This is a genomic window from Acinetobacter celticus (assembly GCF_001707755.1).
GTDB lineage: Bacteria > Pseudomonadota > Gammaproteobacteria > Pseudomonadales > Moraxellaceae > Acinetobacter > Acinetobacter celticus.
On record NZ_MBDL01000009.1, the window covers coordinates 462,677 to 482,012 of the forward strand.

The window sequence follows — 19,336 nt, forward strand, 5'->3', positions numbered from 1 at the left end:
TCGTAATCTTTTATTTACGAATGTTTAAAAAACTCTCTATTTCGCATTATGTGCAATAACGCGTCTCTTTTAACAATGACATTCCATTGGCTTGTGCCATGAACGCATCTTTTAAAACAGGCTGATTTTCGACCTGTTTCAAGCCAAAGTTACGCGCCCAAACCACAGGAAACAAAGTGGTTGTTTCTAGCCAGCCAATAGCAGACATACTGTGCATCATGGCATCATTTTGTCCTTTACGACGATGTTCATAACGCTTTAAGGTTTGCTCATGCGCCCAAACCCCACGTGATTGATCATGCAATAGCGCATCACACAATACAGCCGCATCTAAACAGCCAATGTTGACCCCTTGACCCGCAAGTGGGTGAATCACATGGGCAGCATCGCCAATAAGTGCTAAGCCTGCTTTTACATAATGTTGTGCTGCTCTTGCCTTTAAGGGAAATTTTGCGCGTGGCGTTGCCTCTAAAACTTCACCCAACATATGATGGCTTTCACGGGTTAATAAAGCGTTAAAGTCATCATCAGACAACGCAACATATTCATCGGCAAAATCATCGGGTAATGTCCAGACAATCGATTGCCAATGACCGTCTTGCTCTGGCTTTAAACTGGCCATGGGTAAAAATGCCAAGGGCCCTGTTTCTAAAAAAATCTGGCGAGCTGTATGTAAATGTGGTTGTGCAGTACGAATGGCACAACTAATCCCTGCTTGCTGATAATCTAATACATCTAAATCAATAAAAGCCTGATCTCGTACAAAGGAGTTTGCGCCATCGGCACCAATCACCAATTTAGTTTTTAACTGTGTACCATCGGCCAAATGGATATGCCAAATACCCACACCCTCTTCTACGCGGTTCACTTTGACTTGGGTGCGATAATCGTCTAATTGTTGTAGCAGTTGCTGTTGAATCGCCAAATTTAAAATACTCGGTTCAACCATCGAACCGAGTGCTTGTTCAGCACTTGGCCTTTGTTCAGAACCTTGCCCGAAGTTTATTTCGCCATAACCATTTTTATTCCAAACCTGCATGGCGCTATACGGCATTTGGCGCGCTAAATTTTCCCACACACCCACTGTTTTTAGTAAGTGAATGGTCGCTTGGCTTAAGGCTAAAACACGTGGATTCGCCACCGCTAAATTTTTCTCTACATCTAAAATGGGCGCAGCATCTAGCACTGTCGCTTGAACACCACCTTGTGCCAACAGCAAAGCCGCTAAACCACCCACTAAGCCACCACCAATAATGACAACATCTAAAACTTGATCAGCATTTATGGTCATGCTTTTAGCCCCATTGCATAATTGGCCACTAGCGGTTTAATGCCGGGAATGGTATCGAAAGCCAGTAAACCTGTATTACGAATCAATTTTAGAATAGGATTTTGATTACTAAAACCACGTACGACTGTGTCGCAGAATTTAATGACACGTTGCTGGTCGGTCAGGCGCGATTTTTCGTAATCTAACAACATGGTTGCATCACCTAAATCTGCACCTTGCGTGGCTTGTTCTATTAAATAACGGCGTAGCACATAAGCATCACGCATACATAAATTAAAACCCTGACCTGCGACAGGATGAATAGTGTGGACTGCATTGCCCATTAAGACCACCCGACCCACTGCCTGTTTTTCTGCCAAAACTTGTGACAAGGGGAAACTAAAGCGCTTGCCTGTTTTTTGGAATTTTCCAGCACGGTCACCATAGGTTTCTTGTAAGGCATCTAAAAAATACTGATCGTTTTCATCGCCTAGCCATTCACCCTCTGTGCCTTTTTTTACAGGCCAGACCACAGAACGACGGTATTCACCCGGAAGTGGCAATAAAGCCAATGGCCCTAAAGCACTAAAGCGTTCAAAGCCAATATGCTTATGCGGTTTAGATGTTTGTACCGTGGTCACAATAGCCACCTGATCATAATCATGTTCAAATGCACTAACCCCTAGCGCTTTACGGCAAAAAGAGTCTCGGCCATCTGCTGCAATGACTAACTTTGCTTGTAATTTGTGAGTATATTCGCCACGTTTTGCTTCAATAAACGCCAAGTCTGTATCTTGTGTTAAAGAAGTCACTTGTACGCCATCGATTAGTTCAATTAAGGGTTCTTGCTTCACTTGTTGCAATAACACCCGCCCTAGCCAGGCATTTTCAATCACCTGACCAAAGCTTTCGACTTTTTCTTGTTCTGCTTTTAAACGTGCTTTGCCGAAACTGCCTTGTTCAGTAATGTGGACTTCATAAATTGGGGTAGCATATTCCTGTAACGCATTCCACAAACCTAATTCTTGATAAATTTGCACAGTACGACGCGATAAGGCGCTATTACGTGCATCGAAACTAGAATGATAGGGTGCAAGATTTGCATCATCATAATTTGGATACTTAATGGCTTCGAGCAACTTCACTCTAATATTTGCTTTTGCCAACATTAAAGCCAGACTAAGTCCGACCATACCGCCGCCAACAATGATGACTTCTTGTTGCATGCTTTCATCCTTTTTATGAAGTATTCGAATTCAGGAGATTCACTCGAAATACGTATAATCTGTAATGGATTTTATATTACATCAAGGGCATGCATTTTTATAATGAATTAGAAATTTGTTGCAGGTTTTTACATTGAATGGATACATGATATGCAATAAAAATTACGGCCATATCTATATAAAAATTCTTCAATACTTGTTGATAATATTTGATCCATCTAGCAATAAAATGCTCAAAAATCAGTCAAAAAACATAAATAACCCTATAAAAAGTATAGATATAGAAAGCTGAAATATCTGTCTATCTCTAATGAAATAAAAGGTCCTAATAAATTTAATGTCTTAAAATCTAATTAATTATAGATTTACATATCAAACCAACAATGAAATAAAAATACTTATACTTCCAAAAACTAGTAATACATAAAAGAAATAGAGTTTACTAAATTCTATGACGAGGATTTTTCTGTGCCATTATGAGTTTTTATTTCTGATGAATATTCAATAAAACTCTTAAAAACCATCTAATTAATTTCAACAATCTAATAAAAAATTATTAAATTTACGGACGTTTTAAACGGATTATCTCTCATATAATCAGAATCACGGATAAGGTTTTTTTAATATCATATTCATTATTTTAATATGTATTATAACTCAATTAAAGTATCTATATTTTTATTGGTAATAACACCCAGACTAGCGCTTATTTTTTTGTTTAACCTAAAATAAAAATCAAAAATAATTGAATAAGCAACTTAGATATTTTTCAAAAACCCCTCTAATCCTGTTGGAAACTCCTATAGTTTCATTAGATTTTGTGAATATTGTTTCATCATTTTTTACATAACTTTATGTAGTTAAAATAAACAATTTCTCCGCTTGGTATAAATAAAATTATGATATACATCACAAAAAAATTAAATATAAAAACAAATTACAAATAGCAACCTATAGTATTGAATTCAAACAAATTACATGGAAAAACACATCTCCCACATCAATTTAACTTTAGAAAAATTAAACAAAAAAAGTTAACAACAATCTATCCCATTGATTAAATAGACTTTTAATTGTTTATCAATCTCTGTATATTGTGCCGGCTTAGAGTTCTGGTACAAAAAATGGTCTTACAGCAATATAAAATTGTTTTCGGTGGAACAATGGGAGCAGGTAAATCTGCCGCCATAAAAACGTTATCTGATATAGGTGTTATCAGCACTGAAGCTGTAAATACAGACACTCAATCGCATCAAAAAGCCTTAACCACCGTAGGTATTGATTATGGTGAAATTAGTTTAGACGATAGTACTAAAATAGGTTTATACGGTACTCCGGGACAGGGTCGTTTTGATTTTATGTGGTCAATTGTATGTAAAGGGGCAATCGGTATTGTCATTTTAATTGATCACAGTAGTTCCCAAAGATTGAAAGACTTAGAGTTCTATTTAAATGCCTTTGAAAATTTAGGCACGAATATTGTTATTGGAATAACACATTTAGATTTACAACATGATCAAAAGTTAAAAATATATCGGGATTGGATGCAAATTTATAAAAAGGATTTTCCTTTATTTGCAGTTGATGCACGTAAAAAAGATGATGTTTTATTATTGATAGAAACGCTCATTACAAAGTTAGAAATTCAACCGGCAATAATGCTATGAAAATGATGAATCCTCATGCAGTAGGAACAGAGCTCAAAGCACTTTTCAGTCAAGAATTGCACGCTTTTTTAAATGAAGTAAATGGCGTAAATCTTGTTATGTTATGTTCATCTGATGGTTTTGAGCTTTCTTACGCATCAAAAAAAACAGAGAGAACACAGGGAAAATTGCAGCTGTAAGTAGTTCTATTTTAACCATGGTCTCAGCCTTCATCTCAGAAATTGAATTAATCGGATGCCAAACAATCACTATAGATGCAGAAAATGGCAAAGCATTTTTAACGACGGTAAATCATCAACATCAGCCATTGGTCATGGTTTCTGTGACCAATAAAGATATTTTAATGGGACAAATGTTGTATTACTTCAAAAAACTGAGTGATAGCTTGGCCACAGCCCACATCGAAAAAGCTTCTTAGATATTAAACGTATTTACCAAGAATTTAATTTCTAGACATAGCTAATACCATGATTTTAATATAGGTTTAAAATGACGAAAACTTTAAACATAGCAGTATTTGGTTTAAATACGACAGACATAAACCAATTAAAAACCCAGATTGTGTTATGTCTACCTTCAAATACTCAGCCCAATTGGGTCAATATTGCTGAAGAAAAAATTGATGTGCTGTTTGTCACTGATATTTTTTTTAATTCTATTGGTATTCAAAATACCTTAAAAGAAAGAGCTCAACGATATTTGAAATTAACAAAATCAAATCGTGATTTTGGGAAAATTATTGGTGATCAATTATTCTATCCTTTTTCAGATTTAACATACTTGTCTAAGTGGTTTTCACAAGAATTATTACCGAATACAGATGAAACCATTCAACTGAAGCCAAATAACAAGAATTTCCACCTTAATACCAAAAATGAATTTCTGACTGTATTGAAGTCAGAAACGACATTAGAACAAGTCTTTTCAGAAATATTTACACCTCGTAATGGGTATATTCAATTGTTTGATGCAAATGGGTTCATTGCACTTGTCGATACACGCACAGAACGTGTCTGGATTGAAGAAAATATGACTGGGCTACAGTTTAATGATTCTTTGAATCAAACCTATGCGACGAGTCAAATTGTTCACGAAAATACTGAAGGTAAATTAATTTACGATTTACGAACATGGTTGTGGCAAACCTTAAGCCATTCTTCGATGCTAACGCTTCCAAAAGCACAAATGAATCAGAATTTTAAGTTAGATATTTGGCCACAATTTGCAAAAAATATGCATCGGCGAGATGACTTAAAAATGGCAGCCTGTTTCTCAGAAGGAGCCAATATAAGGGCTGTTCAACAACACCTTAATTCAACGGATGAAAAAATATTGAATTTTGTAAGTTGCGCAAGCCTACTCCAACTAGGACGATTTATTGAATCTGATGAAGTTAAATTTTCTACAGATATCAACCAAATTCAAATGAACCAGACCAATAAACTTCGTAATTTTTTTGGAAAATTTCGAAAAAAACTTGGCTTATAAATAAGTTTTCCAAGGAGAAAAACTATTCTTAAGGTATAAAAATGGCATGTATTAGTTTAGAAACATTAACCTGTTTAGATGGTTTTGTTGTTACTGCATTGGTTGATAGCGACAGTGAGTTAAGAGTTCTCATTCCATATAAATAGAATGGATGATGCTTAACAAATATTCGAGTACAACTCAAAAACTCGGTCTAAAACAGACTATTAGGCAACAGATTTGTTGATTTTATGAACAATTTCTAGCATATCAATTTGTTCAATATTGATATTAAAAACTGACTTAAGCGTAGTCTGATAATCATCAAGAGTAATAAGCTCTTTTTTAGTTGAACCTGATTTACTGTGTATTCTTAAGACATTATTATTTAATGATATTCTTTCATTATTTTTGATAATTGAAAGCATTAAGTTTTGAGTAAATATAGACTTTGGTGAAGTAGAAATATACCAATTTGCAATAATCAGGTCAGACTCAGCGACCGCTTGCTCAGGATTAAAAGCATACACATTCACCCACACATCTTTCACATAGGCTTGCACCATAAATTTCATTTCTGTTAAAGCAAATTCGGGAATATCAGTATCTTTCACATCAATCAAACGAAATTTTTCCAATGGTGTTTGTTGTATGGTATTGACTTCATTTAACGATAAAACTCCCGTTGGGGTCATTCCACCAAACCCAGGGTCATATAAATACAGAGTTTGATCAGTTTTAACAATTGTGACCAAATGAGTTCGCGTCGGTGTCATCTCGACCTTTATGTTCTGATAATAAACTCTTCCAAGTAAATTAAATGCTTCAAAACCCAGCTCGTTTAAAACATTTTTTGTCAACGTACTTTGTTCTAAACAATAGCCTTCACGCCCTTGATCTAAAAGTTTATCGGCAATAACTTGAATATCTAATGAAACGTCATCCCCTAAAAATGAAGCTAAATTTCCGAATGGGATATTTTGAATATGTAAGGCTAAAAGCTCTTTTAAGTTTTCTAAAGTCGGGGCAAACTCTCGATTAAATCCAATTTTTTTTAGATATCGTTGAGAAATTGATAGATTCAAAGCCATAGTCGTTACCCAATGAATAATTTTACATACTTTAATATCATATTTTTATAACCGCACTTTTAACAATCACTTTTATAAATAACTTTAAATTGATTGAACATCAAGTTCATGCGAAATAAAAAAGCCAATCTTCCGACCAGCTTTTTTAATTTTTAGATTCTGAGGCAAAGTACAACAAAGATTACTTCGACTGCGCCATCAAGGTTTCAATATCTTCTACAGATTTCACCACAGCAGCAGTTAACACACGTGGGCCATTTTTCGTTACAGCCACATCATCTTCAATACGAATACCAATACCGCGCCATTTTGTATCGACAGTTTCATCATCTGGTGCAATGTACAGCCCTGGCTCAACCGTCACCACCATACCTTCTTCATAAGTACGCCAGTCACCCTCAACTTTATAGGAACCCACATCATGCACGTCCATACCTAACCAGTGCCCTGTTCCATGCATATAAAATTGGCGGAAACTTTCTTTCTGAATAATTTTTTCAAGATTGCCTTGCATTAGACCTAAATCGAGTAAGCCTTGAACCATAATACGGACTGCAACATGGTGTGGTTCTTTATAAGAATTTCCGACACGCACCGCATCAATTGCCGCAATCTGTGCTTTAAGAATGACCTCGTACAATGCTTTTTGTTCTGGGCTAAATTTGCCATTCACAGGAAAAGTACGCGTAATATCTGATGCATATAATTGATACTCGCAAGCAGCATCAATCAGTACTAAATCGCCATCTTTGAGTTCTTTGTCATTTTCTACATAATGCAAAATACAGCCGTTCGCACCGCCACCGACAATACTGTTATACGAAGGTACACAACCATTTTTGCCAAAGACATAATTCAGTTCAGCTTCCAACGCGTATTCCATCATGCCCGGTTTGACCATTTGCATAGCACGCGTATGGGCTTCTGCAGAAATATCCGATGCAATCTGCATCAGCTCTAATTCATCTGCAGATTTATGCAAACGTAGCTCATCAATAATTCGGTCTAGCTGAATAACTTGCGCAGGAACAGATGCTCCTTTACGTGATTCGCCACTTGCAGTCGAAATCCATTTCGCGACACGTGCATCAAAATCAGCTTGCTGACCAATACGGTAGAACAATTTGTCTTTGTTCTGTAGCTTTTCCAAAATTTCGTCATCTAGCAAATCAATGGCATAGGCTTCATCTGCATCATAGTCATCGACAGCACCGTCTACACCTGCGCGATAACCATTCCAAATTTCCATTTCGCGGTCACGTTCACGGCAAAATAAACTATAGCTATAGCCTTCTTCTTCCGTGTCAAAGGTTTCAATCACCGCAACCGCTTCAGGTTCTGCAAAGCCTGTCAGATAGAAAAAACTGCTGTCCGAACGGAATTTATAGTCTGCATCACGGTTACGCATTGCAACTGGACTGGTCGCAATAATGGCAATACTGCGTAGCCCCATTTCTCCTGCAAGAATATCGCGGCGTTCTTGAAAGTCAGCTTGGATTAATTTTTTCATCTGAATACTTCTTATCACTCTTAAAATGTAAAAAATGGAATGGTTCTGCTCAAAATTAACTTGGGCGGTGCGGTGTGAACATTTCTACAACACTATTTGTTTCAGCTGACTTCTTGCTCGAAAATAATTGCAAAAGCGGACTATCTGCAACTTCTATTTTCTGACGTCCCATCGACAAACTCACAGGAATTAGACGAACAAACTCATAAAGTTCCTGATAACTTTCTTCACCTTCTTCGTCATCATCAGATTCATCAAACTCGACTGAAGCCACATCTTGAAGATGCTCAATCAGTTCTTTTTCTTCGCCACGTAAGTGACCCGAAGCCAGACCAAAGCCCAGAACAACGCCTGTGCACCAGTCTGCTAGGGCTCGTACACGTTCCGACAAACTGTGTTCATCGTCTGGAAGTAATGGCAAATAGTCCAATTCATCTTCAGATAAAGTATGCGCAATATCTTCCGTTTCACCTGCTAAAATTGCAATTGCTTCATCACTAATTTCCAACACTTCTAGTGTCGCTAAAATTTGTTTCCACTCTTCGCGGGTCGGTACAGTTGTTACACAAACAATACCCGTAAGTAAGCCATGTAGCTCGCTTGGGCTTGAAATCTCTTCGATTTCACGGAAATTGTTGTTCCATTCTGACCAACCTGAAATATCGTCTTGCATTCGTTTATCCAATCTCTATACTTCTTATATATTACCTTTGTTTGCAATACTGTGCGACCACGATATGTTAGAAGAATTACAGCGACTGCAAGCGCACCTAAGCGTTTTAAAAACGAAACTTGCACATTATGAAAGTGAAAACTCATCACTTACAGAAGATAAAGATTCTGCAAGCGAACAGCATCATGCACAAATTGTGCACAAAAACGGCATTATCACGCAAAAACAAGAAGAAATTGAAACGCTGACAGAGCAATTAACTGAATCACGCTCTCAATTTCAACATTTAAATAATGATGCAACGTCTTTGGCAGACCGTTATAGTCGGCTAGAAAAAAGCTGTACCGATTTAAAAAATCGGTTTCAGGAGATTTTGGCAGAGCGGAATGAACTGCGTATCATTAAAGAAAAAATGCAAAATGAGCAACGTCACGCACAGCAAGAAATTCAAGCGTTACAGCAAGAGCGTGAACGCCTATTGCAAAAGAATGAACATGCGAAAACCAAAGTTGAGGCTATTATTCAGCGTTTAGCAATTTTGGGCACCGCACAAGATCAACATGCACAAGAGATTCAACAACTGGCTCATCCAACTGATGCGAACGAGGAAGTTTAAACATGAGCGAACAAATTGCTGTTGATTTAAAAGTCCTAGGTCATAACTTCCGTTTAGCCACGACGGCAAACCAACAATCCGAGCTGGAACGGGCTGCACAACTCTTAAATGATAAGTATGATGAGTTTCGTCGTAAAGCACCGCGTATGGAACCCAGCAAACTCATAATTATGATTGCGCTGGAGCTCATGCAGGAAGTGTTGAATATGAATAAAAGTTTGCAAGAATATGAACATTGTGAGCGCTTACTTCAAACAATTCTTGAAGAAGTTGAAGATCTTGCTGTATAAGCAAGATTTTTTGCATAAAGCATAGCCACTTGAATACCCCTTTACAGTTATGTACAGCAAAGTATTTGCCAAGTAGCTGTTATCCGTTATACTTGCTTTAACTCTGAAGTGTTCGCCAGCGGGTCTATTCCCCTGCCGATACTAACACTTATGGATGTGTTCTGTATATTTAGAGTGTATGCCTGCCCTGTGTAGGTAACCCAGCAAGTGTACGTCACATCCACCTTGAACTCATCGGGTTCAGGGTAACGACACATGCAGCGGCATTTTCGGAGCTATTTTCTAATTCGTTAATCACAATTAAAATATAAAATTACTTCCTACACCTCTCTGAATTTTTAATCTTCGTGGCTTATCAACTTTATTATATAAATGAATGCTAATATTTCATTCAATAAGCCTGTAGCCAAATCTCATCTACTTTGTGCACAACCATATACCCTTTTCTCGTCGTACTTCATATAACTTGAAATGTAGGGTACATGGATTGCTTAACATCAAATCTATTTTATTTTAAACCGTCAGTCAGCCGAGATGATCTAAATCTATTATCGTTCTCTTAAGGCTTCTTGCACTTTGTTGAAAGGTTTAATTAAATAATCCAGAACTGTTTTATCACCAGTTTTAATGTCCACAGTTGCAACCATACCTGGGGTAATATTAAATTTTTTGCCTTGTTTATTTTCCAATTGATCTAAATTGGTTCGAATATAGACTCGATAATAAAACTGATCTTGCTTCACTTCATCACGCAAAGTATCGGGTGAAATGACGGTCACTTTTCCTTTTAAGCCACCATAAATAGAATAATCATATGCAGTAATTTTTACCAAAGCCTCTTGATCTGGACGAATAAATGCAATATCGCGTGGTGATATTCGCGCTTCGACAATCAATTGCTCATCCAAAGGAACAATGGTCATGAGTTTGCCATTTTGGGTAATAACACCACCCAAGGTCATTACATCTATTTCTTTAACAATGCCACGTACAGGTGATTTAAAGATCGTCCGACTTAAAGAATCTGACTTACCTTTCACAATTTGTGATTGAGTTTGAATATCAGTATTGGCTTTTGCCAATTCTTCACGTGCTTTCACCAAATATTGATTTTGTAAATCATTCATTTGATTGCGTAAATCGGTTGCTTGGCGTTTTAAGCGCAATACCTCTACTTCACTGGCCGCGCCTTTAGCGACCAGAGGTTCTGTCATTTTTAATTCCTGATCAACCAAAACAAGGGCTTGTTTTAAACCAGCCACTGAATCTTCTAAATTTGAGCGACGTGAGTTATATAATGCTGTTTCTGCTTCTACCAACGCCTCTTCTTTTAACACTTCTGCAGGAAATTTCAATGCAACGCCATTCACTTCTGCACGCAAACGCGCAGCTGTTGCTCTTGAAGCCACCAGTAAAGACGCGGACTCACCAACATTAGATTCAAATCGGGTCGGATCAAGCTGTGCAAGCACTTGACCTTGTTGCACAATTTGCCCTTCATGAACATTCAATTTAGTTAAAATACCACCCTCTAGAGACTGAATGACTTGCTCTTTTGAGGATGGAACAACTTTACCCGTTCCTGTTGAAACCTCTTCAAGCTTAAACAACCAAGCCCAAGTCAACAAAGCCAGCATTCCAAGACAAATGACCCAAATAAACAGACTTGCTTTAGGCAATTGTGGATCTGACCCATGCTGTTTTCCCTGTTTATTTTGCTGGTTCATGCTTCTGTCCCTGATTCATTGTAGATTGCTTTAATATCTGTTCTTTTGGCCCATCCATCACGATTCTGCCATCATGAATCACAATAATTCTGTCCACCAACTCCAATACCGCACGACGATGAGTGGCAATGACTAAGGTTTTTTGCCCCAACCAAACTTTTAGCTGTTCAATTAATTGTTTTTCAGACACATCATCTATAGACGCTGTAGGTTCATCTAACAATAAAATATTCGGTTGACGAAGTAACAATCGCGCTAAAAGTAAAGCTTGTCTTTGACCGCCAGAAAAACCGACCCCACCTTCTAAAATAAGATGATCTAACCCTTCTTTTTTATTTTGTACAAAGTTCAATGCCCCTGTCATTTGTAGCACATTTAAAAGATCTTGATCTGTCGCTAAGGGTGCACCTAATTTTAAATTTTCCCGCACGGAACCAAAAAACAGATGAGCATTTTGGTTCAGCAACCCCATATCACGCCGAACATCTGAAGGGTCAATCAATCCCAGATCAATTCCATCTAATTTAATCTGACCTTGTACGGGTTCTTGCATGCCTGAAAGCAATTGTAATAGGGTCGATTTTCCTGCCCCATTACGCCCCAATATGGCAATTTTTTCACCCGTTTTAATTTCTAATTTTTGAATGGCCAGAGATGCTCGCTCATCATCTTCACCATATTTAAAAACCACATTATTCAGCTCATAATGCCCCAATACTGCAGGTCGATGGATCAGATGAGCATGTGGCGCCTGATCTACCGATCTTTTCATTAATTCATCAAGGCTACTTTTTGCCACTTTTGCTTGCTGTAGTCGTCCCAATACACCCGAAATTTGTGCAATCGGCCCCAACATTCTGGATGATAAAATAGAACAAGCCACCAATGCACCTGTAGTCATTTCACCCTTCATCACAGCAAAACAACCCACTAAAACTACAATAGCAAAAGTTAGCCCCTGAATTTTCTGTGTCCATGCCGTCATTACACCAACCAGTTTACGCTGACGCATTGAAACATCTGCCGACATTTCATTCATATGATTCCACTGATTTTGGAAGCGTGACTCTGCTCGTAATAATTTTATATCTTCAATACCCTGTACTGCTTCGACCAGTGTGGCATTACGAATTGCACCCTCTCGCATGCCTTCGGCAGCCAATTTAGCCAATGGTTTTTGAATAAGAATACCCGGAATAATCATTAATGGCACCACCACCACCATGACCCAGAAAAGGTTGCCACCAATAAGCCAGAAAATCACCAAGAAGAAAATAAAAAATGGTAAATCTGCAATGGCTGAAATTGTGGTAGACGTCACCAATTCACGCACACCTTCCAATTCACGAATTTGTGAAATAAAAGTCCCTGTCGATTTTGAGCGCTCTTTATTTTTAATTCGCAGAGCATGTCCAAAAACCCGATCTGAAATTTTTAAATCGGCACGTTTCCCAATAATATCTGACAAGTAAATACGTGCAACACGCAAACTAAATTCAAAAATAGCCGCAATTAACACACCACCTGCCAGCACCCATAAGGTTGGAATAGACTGAGCAGGTATCACGCGGTCATAGACATTCATGGAAAATAAAATCGTGGCCAAAGCCAGTATATTTGCCATCAATGACGCAACCATCACATCGATATAACGTTTCCAATCTTGTAAAACAATCGACCAGAACCAGCTAGGTTCATAAGGTTTGACATATTCATCAATTCGAACATCTGGAATTGACTTTTCAGGGCGTAAAATATAAATATTTTCAGTATGTTGTTTTAAGGTTTCGACGGTTAAAACCTGAGACAATCCCTGATCACCGCTCAATTGAATACTGGCATTACCATCTGCATCAAGCTTGTCTACTACCCCAACTTGACCATTTTTCATTTCAATAATGATCGGTAAACGCCAAGGATTCAGCACATCTTCACTAAAACTGATTTTTCTCAGGCTGAGTCCGATTTGGCGGCATACTGTAGCCAGCACCTCATCGACCGTCTGGTTCGGGTTCCAGTCCAAATGTAAGCGTAGACTCTCTTCTGAGGGTTCAATACGATAATGTTTTGCGATAGTAAGTACAGCATGAAGCCATGGTTGATAGTTAATTGTATTGCTCATGGCCCGACCTCAATCCCTTGAATAGAGACATTATTTAACTGATAGAAATCTCTAGAACGCCCCGTGACATAAATATATTCAATTAAGCCTGCATAAATGTCATATCGCGCGTTTTCTATTTCTTGCGCCACACTATGAATAGCTTGTTCAGAATTCAATAAATCAACCACCGTTCGTGTTCCTAATTTATATTGTTCTTGATAAAGCTCTTTGGTTCGTGCCGTGGTTTCTCTTCTTGCACCTAAAACTTCCATTTGCTTTTGTTTATTTCCAACTTGCTCACGAAGTAAACCAACCTGATCTGTCACATCACGATAAACCACATTAACTTGTGCTTTGGCCGCGTCTTCTGCATAACTTGCAGCACGTAGCCTTGAGCGGATAGCTCCCCCTTGAAAAAAGTTACTATTCGCTTCAAGCATCACAGAGCTATATAAACCGTCATCTTCATTGTTATTTGGGTTTTTACCATTGAGTGCTTGGTTTAAGCTTCCCTTAACCTGAATGGTCGGATACGTGGTTAATTTCGCTTGCTCTTTTTGTGACTTTGCAATTTCAACTCCTGCTTGAGCGGCCATCATTTGTGGGATACGTTTAAATTCAGGTTCTTGATATAAACCTGCATTACGCACAATATAATCGGGGATATTAAATTGGGCAGCCGTCACATCATAGCCAAGTAAAGTACGTAATTTTTGCTGATACTGTTTAAGTGCGGCCTCTTGCGTAAGTTTATTTGACTCAGCCGCTTCTAAATTAGACTGGGCCTGAATAGGATCTGCCTGACTACTAATTCCTGCACGCGCTCGCAAATTTGCAATCTCGGCAATTCTTGCAATACCTTGAACTTGCTGCTCTGCAATTTTAACAACTTCTTGATAACGGTTAATATTTACAATGGCATTAACTGTTTGAAACGCAATATTATCTATACTTGTGAGCAGCATTGCCTGTTTTTCTAGAAATTTGGCTTCTTCTGTATGAACTGAGTTTTTTACCTTGCCAAAGTCATACACCATTTGTGTCGCGGACAAGGTATAAAGTTGCCGACCTCGCTCACCTGTTGTTAAATCTGCCGTGCTTAAACCACCTGAAATTTGTGGATAATATTGCGCCTTAGCCGTATCAATATTGGCGTTTTGGCCTGCCATACTCGCAATACTTTGAGAGATATCTGGATGTTGCTGTAAAGCTTGGTGAATTGCGTCAATTAATGACACTTCTTTTTGTTGAGTACTCCGACTTAATAGCGGTATTTTTTTTGAACCCACTGGTCTTATTGTTGAATGTGTTACCACAGGTAAAACTTCACGCTCTTGTGGTAAATCTAGCTGAAAACTGTTTAGAGTCTGAATACTAATTTTATTCGGACTACTTTGTTGTGGACTAAAAATTTGACTTACTTCTTTTCGAGCTGAATTTAAATAGTCTTGGAACGTCGTTGCTTGTACTTGCCCAAAAGGGAAAGACAAAACAAAAACCAACCCTAATTTTGATTTAATAATATTCATTTTAAAATCTATTTAAATCCATATTTTTCAGATATTAATAACAATTAAGTTCATATTAAATTAAATACAATCTTATTTTTTTAAAGCAATTTCCTTTTAAGTTAACTATCACTACATTAGTCTAAACTTCCTTAAATATCCCAAATAAAGATTTAATTATTAAGTTTTATTGAGTCGCTGTATCTAACAACTTCTCTTCCCTTTTGATTCCGAATACTATCGAGCCTTGGGGCTTATACCAAATAATGATATTTCCTCAGTTAATCAAAGCTTCGTTATAAGTATACCCATTCATAGTATTGAAATTTTTATACGAAGGTCTATTCATTTGTAATGATCTTACAAAATAAACCTTAAATGATAAATTTGTGCAACCAAGTCCTTTAAGCATTTCCTTATATTTCATATATAAAGTTTCTCATTTTCCAATATTCGTTTTTGTTGTAATTTCGGATATTTTTGTTCTTCCAATAGCTTTTGAATCGCAACTTTTCCTTCAGCCTTATACGCTTTACAATAGGTAGCAGAAACTGATAATTCATCTAAAGCTCGCCATTCATATACACTGGAGTCAACAAACAACCCCTCTACAGGTATTGAAATTTTTATAGCTTGTATTGCAAAATAACAAGATAAATCAAAGTCTTTTTTGCTTCGATAATAACGAGCTAATTCATATAGTGGCTCAGCCCTTTGCTGATCTGCGACCCAGCTTTGTAAATATTCTTTATAAACAATAACTTCTGCTAAACCTAAGCGATCTGCCATCTGCGCCGCCCTAAACTGTGCAACCCAACGCTCTTCTTCCCATCCTCCTGCCGATGCTCGCTTTAAATAAAATTCTCGGCTTTTCTCTAACATGCCTGCATCACGGTAACTTTGTGCAAGATAAAAAACATAACGCAAATTATCAGGCTCATCCTTAAGGCCTTGCTCAAGTAAAGCAATATCTTTTAAATAAGTATCTTTATTTTGTGCTCTTGCGCCATCATGCTGAACAAAAATATTTAGTCCTGTCAAAGTATGCCAGCGATGTGGTTGTTTTGAATGAAGGTATTCGTGTAACACACCTTCCCATGTCCATACTAAATTCGTTGAAATCATGGCATTACGTCGATAACGTAACCCACCATAAATCACTGGAAAGTAATACGCATTTTCTGTTAAAGAAGGCAGTATAAAATTTTCAGTGGCCTGTAACTGTTCATCAGCATCAATAAACAAAAGATAATCTGCATGTGGCAAATCATCTAAAACCGCTAACTGCAATGCTTCAGTCCGATTAAAACCAAAATTTTTCCATGGGCGCTCATGTAATATACCAGGAGAATTTTTTAAATATTCCCGAATAATATCCTGAGTCCCATCTGTTGATCCAGTATCAACAATACACCATGAATCTATCCAAGGCTTAACAGATGCTAAACATCTTAAGATGACGTGCGCCTCATTTTTCACAATCATATTAAGGCGAATATGTTTTTTCATTTTGCTCACAACTCAAATGACTATTTATCTAATAAAAAGGTACTTTGCAAACAAAATCACAAAGTACCTTTTCTCATTCATTACACCCTAATTGCTTAGAATATAATTTGGTTGTTATCTAACAAGGTCTTCAACTGATCTTCAGCCGTTAAACCTAAACTACCTGCAAGAATATTATCCAAGACCAACAAATCAGATTTAGAGGTAAATTCAGTACCAGCACCATCGCGATCAATAGTAATGACTGCTTTGCCATCGGCATTGGTTGCCACTGAAATATAGTCACCAATATTGTCTAATGTTTGCTGACCATCCAGTAATGCTGAAATATCTATCTTGTCTCCATTTGAACCTAGTTCAAAGTCTGTCCAAGTGTCTGTACCATTACCACCTGTGGCATCAGCCATATTCAGTAAGTCAAAGAGTGCTGTATCAGAACCTGCTCCACCACTCATTAAATCATTACCTTCATTGCCTTTTAAGATATCATCTCCGTTACCTCCACGAAGGATGTCATTACCTTTACCACCAGTTAAATGATCATTTCCATCGTAGCCATACAGATACTGATTAGTCGTCAATGATTCATTACCTAAATTATCACCAGATGCCGTTCCTTCTGTCATGTAGCCTGGTTTGTAATTACCCCCTAAAAGACCTCCAAGTACATTGGCACCAAGTAAATTATTTAAGCTCCCTTCACCAACATTACCAGCAAGATCTACTGCAGTAATAGTTGTTTTACTTCCTACATTTAAACCTAACAAACTCTTATCAGCATGAATCGTTTGTAGAAACTCCATCATCTGCAAGTTATCTATTGCTCCACCATCTTTCTTAGTAATAGTGATGCTCATATCATCACTACCGAACAAACTTATTCCTTTTAAAGCATCCAGTTTTATATCAAAGCCAAACTCTTTGGCCATTTCCGTTGAATATTTAAAATTAACACCATTTCCACCTAATAATGTTCCTATTAAGCCGATTAAATCTAATCCTATCACTCCAGAATTAAAATTAATCTTCACTGACGCTAAATTATTATCTGCATCTACGGCAACCAAAGGTTTTTGATCAAGGACGAGTAAGCCTGCAACATCTGCACTAATAATTCCCAATAAAGACCCATCCTTTAAAGCAACAGTTGGATTGGTGTTATCAATACTAATTTTGCCTAAATTGACAACATCATCATTACCTGCAACATCGGTCTGTTTCACTTGTACATCAGTATAGTTCCCTTTTGGTAAGACAAAGCTTGAACCTGTACCAGTTGTCCAAGTCACACCACCATCGGTACTGTACGACCATGTTGCACCTGACTCAACGCCGCCCACATTGATCTTGCCGTCTTGGCTGATGCCATCACTAGCGCTTTCGCCCGTATCGTTAGCCAGTTTTGCCGTCAAGCCTGTTGGTGCTACTGTATCAACAATAACCGTATCTAAATCAACCACAGCACTGTCATTACCTGCCACATCGGTTTGTTTCACTTTTACATTAGCATGGGTACCTTCTGGTAAGACAAAGCTTGAACCTGTACCAACTGTCCAATTCACACCACCATCGGTGCTGTACGACCATGTTGCACCTGACTCAACACCACTAATACTAATCGTGCCATCTTTGGTAAGACCATCACTAGTGCTTACACCTGTGTCATTAGCCAATGTAGCTGTCAATCCTGTTGGTGCTGATGTATCAATAGTAATCGCACCTAAATCAACCACAGCACTGTCATTGCCTGCTGCATCGGTCTGTTTCACCTGTACATTATCATGAGTACCTTCTGGTAAGACAAAGCTTGAGCCCGTACCAACTGTCCAATTCAAGCCACCATCGGTGCTGTACGACCATGTTGCACCTGACTCAACGCCACCCACATTGATCTTGCCGTCTTGGGTGATGCCATCGCTCTTGCTGGTACCTGTGTCATCCGCCAATGTAGCTGTCAACCCTGTTGGTGCTAATGTATCAACCGTGACTGTGCCTACATCAATAACAGCACTGTCATTACCTGCTGCATCGGTCTGTTTCACCTGTACATCAGTATAGTTCCCTTCTGGTAAGACAAAGCTTGAACCTGTACCTGGTGTCCAATTCAAGCCACCATCTGTACTATATGACCATGTTGCACCTGACTCAACGCCACCCACATTGATCTTGCCGTCTTGGGTGATGCCATCGCTCTTGCTGGTACCTGTGTCATCCGCCAATGTAGCTGTCAACCCTGTTGGTGCTAATGTATCAACCGTGACTGTGCCTACATCAATAACAGCACTGTCATTACCTGCTGCATCGGTCTGTTTCACTTGTACATCAGTATAGTTCCCTTCTGGTAAGACAAAGCTTGAACCTGTACCTGGTGTCCAATTCAAGCCACCATCTGTACTATATGACCATGTTGCACCTGACTCAACGCCACCCACATTAATCGTGCCATCTTTGGTGATGCCATCACTTGCGCTTTCGCCCGTATCGTTAGCTAGTTTTGCTGTTAAACCTGTCGGGCCTGTACCGCCAGTGCCACCTGTACCGCCAGTTTCGCCTGTACCGCCAGTTTCGCCAGTGCCACCAGTTTCGCCTGTGCCACCAGTTTCGCCTGTACCGCCAGTTTCACCAGTACCGCCAGTTTCGCCTGTGCCACCAGTTTCGCCTGTGCCACCCGTACCGCC

Annotated in this window: 14 protein-coding genes, 1 other RNA gene and 1 pseudogene; 6 read left to right on the top strand and 10 right to left on the bottom strand. The window is 38.4% G+C overall.

The window, feature by feature from the left end; translation table 11 throughout:
- Positions 1 to 46: 46 nt before the first annotated feature.
- Both BBP83_RS08940 and ubiH read right to left on the bottom strand, forming a co-directional pair.
- Positions 47 to 1,291, bottom strand: a complete 1,245-nt coding sequence (locus BBP83_RS08940) for an FAD-dependent monooxygenase (protein ID WP_068887612.1) — start codon at positions 1,289 to 1,291, stop codon at positions 47 to 49.
- The gene (gene ubiH / locus BBP83_RS08945; protein ID WP_068887614.1) at positions 1,288 to 2,496 is read right to left on the bottom strand and encodes a 2-octaprenyl-6-methoxyphenyl hydroxylase; all 1,209 of its coding nucleotides are present in this window, start codon (positions 2,494 to 2,496) and stop codon (positions 1,288 to 1,290) included. Before ubiH ends, BBP83_RS08940 begins: the two co-directional genes overlap by 4 nt.
- A gap of 1,124 nt (positions 2,497 to 3,620) precedes the next feature.
- On the opposite strand from ubiH, the gene BBP83_RS08950 reads away from it, so the two are divergent.
- The 3 genes and pseudogenes from BBP83_RS08950 to BBP83_RS08960 all read left to right on the top strand — a co-directional run bounded on the left by BBP83_RS08950 (position 3,621) and on the right by BBP83_RS08960 (position 5,651).
- On the top strand, positions 3,621 to 4,163 hold the full coding sequence (locus BBP83_RS08950; protein ID WP_068887616.1) for a GTP-binding protein: 543 nt from the start codon (positions 3,621 to 3,623) through the stop codon (positions 4,161 to 4,163).
- 2 nt (positions 4,164 to 4,165) lie between these two features.
- Positions 4,166 to 4,581, top strand: a pseudogene (locus BBP83_RS08955) (roadblock/LC7 domain-containing protein).
- Between the two features lie 71 nt (positions 4,582 to 4,652).
- Complete coding sequence (locus tag BBP83_RS08960) at positions 4,653 to 5,651, top strand: hypothetical protein (protein ID WP_068887618.1); 999 nt, start codon at positions 4,653 to 4,655, stop codon at positions 5,649 to 5,651.
- A gap of 206 nt (positions 5,652 to 5,857) precedes the next feature.
- Here the strand turns inward: BBP83_RS08960 and BBP83_RS08965 are convergent, their stop codons facing one another.
- The 3 genes from BBP83_RS08965 to BBP83_RS08975 form a co-directional block, all read right to left on the bottom strand.
- The gene (locus BBP83_RS08965) at positions 5,858 to 6,715 is read right to left on the bottom strand and encodes an arylamine N-acetyltransferase family protein (RefSeq protein WP_141689965.1); all 858 of its coding nucleotides are present in this window, start codon (positions 6,713 to 6,715) and stop codon (positions 5,858 to 5,860) included.
- Positions 6,716 to 6,902: 187 nt separating this feature from the next.
- Positions 6,903 to 8,231, bottom strand: coding sequence for a Xaa-Pro aminopeptidase (gene pepP, locus BBP83_RS08970; RefSeq protein WP_068887622.1), 1,329 nt, complete (start codon positions 8,229 to 8,231; stop codon positions 6,903 to 6,905).
- Positions 8,232 to 8,286: 55 nt separating this feature from the next.
- Positions 8,287 to 8,904, bottom strand: coding sequence for a UPF0149 family protein (locus BBP83_RS08975; protein WP_068887624.1), 618 nt, complete (start codon positions 8,902 to 8,904; stop codon positions 8,287 to 8,289).
- Positions 8,905 to 8,968: 64 nt separating this feature from the next.
- On the opposite strand from BBP83_RS08975, the gene BBP83_RS08980 reads away from it, so the two are divergent.
- The 3 genes from BBP83_RS08980 (at position 8,969) to ssrS (ending at position 10,090) form a co-directional block, all read left to right on the top strand.
- Positions 8,969 to 9,520 (top strand): hypothetical protein, encoded by a 552-nt coding sequence (locus BBP83_RS08980; protein ID WP_068887626.1) that lies wholly within the window; start codon positions 8,969 to 8,971, stop codon positions 9,518 to 9,520.
- Between the two features lie 2 nt (positions 9,521 to 9,522).
- The gene (locus tag BBP83_RS08985) at positions 9,523 to 9,810 is read left to right on the top strand and encodes a cell division protein ZapA (protein ID WP_068887627.1); all 288 of its coding nucleotides are present in this window, start codon (positions 9,523 to 9,525) and stop codon (positions 9,808 to 9,810) included.
- A 97-nt stretch (positions 9,811 to 9,907) separates the two neighbouring features.
- A non-coding RNA gene (gene ssrS, locus BBP83_RS08990) (6S RNA) lies at positions 9,908 to 10,090 on the top strand.
- A gap of 268 nt (positions 10,091 to 10,358) precedes the next feature.
- Here ssrS and BBP83_RS08995 read toward each other — a convergent pair.
- The 5 genes from BBP83_RS08995 to BBP83_RS15605 form a co-directional block, all read right to left on the bottom strand.
- Entirely contained in the window at positions 10,359 to 11,537 is a 1,179-nt protein-coding gene (locus BBP83_RS08995) for a beta-barrel domain-containing protein (protein WP_068887629.1), read from the bottom strand.
- Complete coding sequence (locus tag BBP83_RS09000) at positions 11,521 to 13,659, bottom strand: type I secretion system permease/ATPase (RefSeq protein WP_068887630.1); 2,139 nt, start codon at positions 13,657 to 13,659, stop codon at positions 11,521 to 11,523. The genes BBP83_RS08995 and BBP83_RS09000 overlap by 17 nt, the downstream gene beginning before the upstream one ends.
- Positions 13,656 to 15,170 (bottom strand): TolC family protein, encoded by a 1,515-nt coding sequence (locus BBP83_RS09005; protein ID WP_068887632.1) that lies wholly within the window; start codon positions 15,168 to 15,170, stop codon positions 13,656 to 13,658. Before BBP83_RS09005 ends, BBP83_RS09000 begins: the two co-directional genes overlap by 4 nt.
- 402 nt (positions 15,171 to 15,572) lie before the next feature.
- Positions 15,573 to 16,658, bottom strand: a complete 1,086-nt coding sequence (locus BBP83_RS09010; protein ID WP_068887634.1) for a tetratricopeptide repeat-containing glycosyltransferase — start codon at positions 16,656 to 16,658, stop codon at positions 15,573 to 15,575.
- Between the two features lie 95 nt (positions 16,659 to 16,753).
- The coding region (locus BBP83_RS15605; RefSeq protein ID WP_281181024.1) for a beta strand repeat-containing protein at positions 16,754 to 19,336 on the bottom strand (2,583 nt) is incomplete at its 5' end.

Coding starts and splice junctions, on each gene's coding strand:
- BBP83_RS08940 (WP_068887612.1), bottom strand. CDS start 1,291: ATGACCATAAATGCTGATCAAGTTTTAGATGTTGTCATTATTGGTGGT.
- ubiH (WP_068887614.1), bottom strand. CDS start 2,496: ATGCAACAAGAAGTCATCATTGTTGGCGGCGGTATGGTCGGACTTAGT.
- BBP83_RS08950 (WP_068887616.1), top strand. CDS start 3,621: ATGGTCTTACAGCAATATAAAATTGTTTTCGGTGGAACAATGGGAGCA.
- BBP83_RS08960 (WP_068887618.1), top strand. CDS start 4,653: ATGACGAAAACTTTAAACATAGCAGTATTTGGTTTAAATACGACAGAC.
- pepP (WP_068887622.1), bottom strand. CDS start 8,231: ATGAAAAAATTAATCCAAGCTGACTTTCAAGAACGCCGCGATATTCTT.
- BBP83_RS08975 (WP_068887624.1), bottom strand. CDS start 8,904: ATGCAAGACGATATTTCAGGTTGGTCAGAATGGAACAACAATTTCCGT.
- BBP83_RS08980 (WP_068887626.1), top strand. CDS start 8,969: ATGTTAGAAGAATTACAGCGACTGCAAGCGCACCTAAGCGTTTTAAAA.
- BBP83_RS08985 (WP_068887627.1), top strand. CDS start 9,523: ATGAGCGAACAAATTGCTGTTGATTTAAAAGTCCTAGGTCATAACTTC.
- BBP83_RS08995 (WP_068887629.1), bottom strand. CDS start 11,537: ATGAACCAGCAAAATAAACAGGGAAAACAGCATGGGTCAGATCCACAA.
- BBP83_RS09000 (WP_068887630.1), bottom strand. CDS start 13,659: ATGAGCAATACAATTAACTATCAACCATGGCTTCATGCTGTACTTACT.
- BBP83_RS09005 (WP_068887632.1), bottom strand. CDS start 15,170: ATGAATATTATTAAATCAAAATTAGGGTTGGTTTTTGTTTTGTCTTTC.
- BBP83_RS09010 (WP_068887634.1), bottom strand. CDS start 16,658: ATGAAAAAACATATTCGCCTTAATATGATTGTGAAAAATGAGGCGCAC.